The organism is Streptomyces alkaliphilus, from assembly GCF_014141535.1.
Classification (GTDB): domain Bacteria; phylum Actinomycetota; class Actinomycetes; order Streptomycetales; family Streptomycetaceae; genus Streptomyces; species Streptomyces alkaliphilus.
The window spans coordinates 1-3,201 of record NZ_VKHT01000611.1 but is presented as its reverse complement, the minus strand read 5'-3'; the positions used below and the strand labels follow the sequence as shown (position 1 = coordinate 3,201).

The 3,201-nt window shown below is 73.7% G+C and carries 3 protein-coding genes; all 3 read right to left on the bottom strand.

The annotated features are described in order from the left end of the window. Window positions 1-244: 244 nt before the first annotated feature. The gene (locus tag FNQ90_RS17425; protein WP_323380028.1) at window positions 245-1,306 is read right to left on the bottom strand and encodes a COX15/CtaA family protein; all 1,062 of its coding nucleotides are present in this window, start codon (window positions 1,304-1,306) and stop codon (window positions 245-247) included. A 100-nt stretch (window positions 1,307-1,406) separates the two neighbouring features. Then, entirely contained in the window at window positions 1,407-2,138 is a 732-nt protein-coding gene (locus FNQ90_RS17420) for an ABC transporter permease (protein WP_182607231.1), read from the bottom strand. A gap of 83 nt (window positions 2,139-2,221) precedes the next feature. Then, window positions 2,222-3,145, bottom strand: a complete 924-nt coding sequence (locus FNQ90_RS17415) for an ABC transporter ATP-binding protein (RefSeq protein ID WP_182607230.1) — start codon at window positions 3,143-3,145, stop codon at window positions 2,222-2,224. Window positions 3,146-3,201: the final 56 nt, after the last annotated feature.

Genomic DNA, 3,201 nt, shown 5'->3' with positions numbered 1-3,201 from the left:
GCCTGAGAGCCCCGCCCTCCGGGCCGGATCCGGCGTTCCGTCCCGACCCCTTGTCCGGGTCGGCGGGGCCGTGCCACGGTGAACGGGCGTCGTGTCCGGGTCCCCCGGGTGATGTCGCGGGTCCCCCGGGTGACGCGGACGTTCCGCGCCGCGCGAGGGCCCGGCGCCCACCACCGGTGATCGGTGGGTGGGGCGCCGGGCCCTCGCGCCTGTGGCGGGTGTTCCCGACGGTGGGGAAGAGGGCTCAGACCCCGGCGGGTGTGCGCTCCTCCTCGCCCGGGGCGATCGAGCCGGCCGGCGGGTGGCCGTCCCCGCCCGTCACCCTCGCCGGCGGGGCCGCGGGGGCGCGGTCGTTCCCCGTCGGCCGCTCCGGGACCGGGCCGCGATCGCGCAGGGAGAGCACCAGGCGGATCATCGCGACCCAGGTCACCGCCGCCCCCAGCAGGTGGATGCCCACCAGCAGTTCGGGTTCGTCCAGGGCGTACTGCACGTATCCCACGGCTCCCTGGGCCAGCAGCACGATCAGCAGGTCCCGCGCCCGCGCCCGGGGGCCGGCCGGGGCGTCCATCAAACGCATCCCCACGATCACTGCGATCGTACCGAGGACCACCATCCAGGCCAGGGCGGCGTGCAGCCGGGTGATCGTCTCCCAGTCGAAGGGCATCCGGGTGATCTCACCCGGGTCGCCGGCGTGCCGCCCGCTGCCGGTGACCGCGGTGCCCACCACCACGAGGGCGCCGCAGACGGCGGTGACCGCGTACACCGCGCGGCGCACCGGCTGCCCGACCAACGGCTGGGGGGCCTCGTCACCCTCGCGGGCACGCCGCCGGGCGATGGTGGTCAGGGTGATCAGCACGGTGGCGAGCAGGAAGTGCGCCGCCACGGAGAAGGGGTTCAGGCCGGTGAGCACGGTGATCCCGCCCACGATCGCGTTGGCCAGCACCACACCCACCTGGTACCACCCCAGGCGGGTCACCGACCGCCGCCGGGGGTTCGCGCAACGGGAGGCGACGATCACCCATCCGATCGCGGCGGCCAGGACGTAGGTCAACAGCCGGTTGCCGAACTCGATGACCCCGTGGATGCCCATCTCGGGAGTGGTCACCAGACTGTCCCCGGTGCACTTGGGCCAGGTGTCACAGCCCAGGCCGGAACCGGTCAGCCGCACCGCGCCGCCGGTCACCACGATGACCACGCTCATCACCAGGGCGGCGTTGGTCGCGATGCGGAGTGTCCGGGGGCTCGGGGTCCACCGTCGGTCGAGGGCGGCGAGCGGATTGCGCAGGGCGGTCAGCAGTTCACGCACCCGTTCATGGTGACACGGGCGAATCGGGCACCGGGCAGGGGGTCCGCGGATGAGACGGAATCCACCCGCTCCCCGCCCCCCGCCGCGCACCGGCGGCGGATCACTCCCAACGGAAGAAGCGGGCCGCCGCCGCGAGCGAGGCCACGCCCCAGACGAGCAGGATCACCACCGGCCCGATCGGCAGCGCGGCACCGTCGGCCAGTACGGCCCGCAGCCCGTCGGCGAGCGCCGCCGACGGGCCGAGCGCCAGCACGTCCGCGACCGGCGCGGGGAAGTTCTCCAGGGGGATCACCACCCCGCCGCCCACCAGCAGCAGGACGAACACCAGGTTGGCGGCGGCCAGCGTGGCCTCCGCCCGCAGGGTGCCGGCCAGCAACAATCCCGGACCGGCGCAGGCGGCGGTGCCCAGCAGGATCAGCAGGGCGGCGGAGAACGGGTTGCCCCGCGGCTCCCACCCCAGCGCCAGGGCCACCGAGGAGAGCAGGACGATCTGCAACGAGAGGGTGGACAGCACGGCGCCGGTCTTCGCGGTCATCAGCCCCGCCCGGGGCAGCGGGGTGGAGCCCAGCCGCTTGAGCACCCCGTAGCGCCGCTCGAAACCGGTGGCGATGGCCTGACCGGTGAAGGCCGTGGAGAGGACCGCCAGAGCCAGGACACCGGGGGCCAGGAACTCCAGCCTGCCGGCCCGGTCCTCCCGACCGGCACCGAGGTCGATCAGGTCCATGCCGCTGAAGACGACCAGGATCAGGGTCGGGATCACCATCGTCAGCAACAGTTGCTCGCCGTGCCGCAGGAGCATCCGCGTCTCCAGCACGGCCTGGGAGGCGATCATGCGCCCCAGGGGGGCGGCCCCGGGACGGGGGACGAAATCGCCCGGGCCCCCGGGCGCGTCACCTGTGGTGGGGGATCGGTCGATCACGGTCGCAGCTCCCTGCCGGTCAGATCGAGGAAGACATCCTCCAGGCTGTGTCGACGGGTGGTGATCCGGTCCGCCAGTACGCCGTGCTGGGCACACCAGGCGGTGACGGTGGCCAACACCTGCGGAGTGATCCGCCCGGTGATCCGGTACCCGCCGGGGACCGGCTCGGCCGCCTCGCAGTGCTCGGGCAGCGCGTCGGTCAGCGCCTTCAGGTCCAGGCCGGGGCGGCCGGAGAAGCGCAGACTGTCGGAACCGCCCCGGCACAGCTCCTCGGGCGACCCCTCCGCGATCACCCGCCCGCCGTCGATGATGGCGACCCGGTCGGAGAGTTCCTCGGCCTCGTCGATGAGGTGGGTGGTGAGCACGACGGTCACGCCGTCCCGGCGCAACTCCCGGATGAGGTCCCGGGTGAGGTGGCGTCCGCCGGGGTCCAGGCCGGCGGTGGGTTCGTCGAGGAAGACCAGTTCGGGACGGCCCACCAGTGCGAGGGCGAGGGCCAGGCGCTGCTGCTGGCCGCCGGACAGTCGGCGGTAGGGGGTCCGGCCGCAGGAGTCCAGCCCCAGCCGTTCACCCAGTGCCTCGGGGTCCAGTGGGTGGGCGTGGAGTCGGGCGACGTGCCGCAACATCTCCATGGCCCGCACGCCCGGGTAGACGCCACCGTTCTGCAGCATCACCCCGACGCGCGGACGCAGCGCCGGACCGTCGGCGATCGGGTCCAGGCCCAGGACCCGGACCGTTCCGGCGTCGGGACGGCGGTAGCCCTCGCAACTCTCCACGGTGGTGGTCTTGCCGGCCCCGTTGGGGCCGAGAACGGAGGTGACCGACCCCTTGCGGACGGTCAGGTCCAGGCCGTCGACGGCGGTCCGCCGACCGTACCGCTTCACCAGACCGGTGATCTCGACGGCCGTGTCGTTGCTCATGCGGGGAGTGTACGGCGACGGATCGGGCCCTCCGTGAGGCGGGGGCCGGGCCGATC

Coding starts and splice junctions, on each gene's coding strand:
- FNQ90_RS17420 (WP_182607231.1), bottom strand. CDS start 2,138: ATGATCGCCTCCCAGGCCGTGCTGGAGACGCGGATGCTCCTGCGGCAC.
- FNQ90_RS17415 (WP_182607230.1), bottom strand. CDS start 3,145: ATGAGCAACGACACGGCCGTCGAGATCACCGGTCTGGTGAAGCGGTAC.